The organism is Vibrio sp. 10N.222.49.C9 (assembly GCF_041474985.1).
GTDB classification, from domain to species: Bacteria; Pseudomonadota; Gammaproteobacteria; order Enterobacterales; family Vibrionaceae; genus Vibrio; species Vibrio crassostreae_C.
On sequence record NZ_JBFRVD010000521.1, the window covers coordinates 1 to 291 of the forward strand.

Here is a 291-nt window from a genome sequence, read left to right on the forward strand (position 1 = left end):
GGTAGCACAATTGTGTAGGTCGCAAGTAATAGCAGGGCTGAACAAACGAGCGAGCCAATACCTTGAATGTTTGAGCCCAACTGAATAACGGCTAGTCCAGCAAGCGTAATCAACGGGTACAAGATCAATCTCAAGCTACGATATGGAAGAGCATGGTGGCGCTGTGAAAGCTTATAAAGGATGAGCGCACGAATTAACTGTGCGATCCCGATACTCAGCATGATTGACCAGATACCCCAATGATAGGTAAATCCGCACCAGATTAAGGTCAATACAGTAGTGCAAAGGTTA

General features: G+C 45.7%; 1 pseudogene. It reads right to left on the minus strand.

What is annotated here, in order from left to right:
• A pseudogene (locus tag AB4585_RS24275) lies at positions 1-291 on the minus strand (hypothetical protein); the annotation flags it as partial.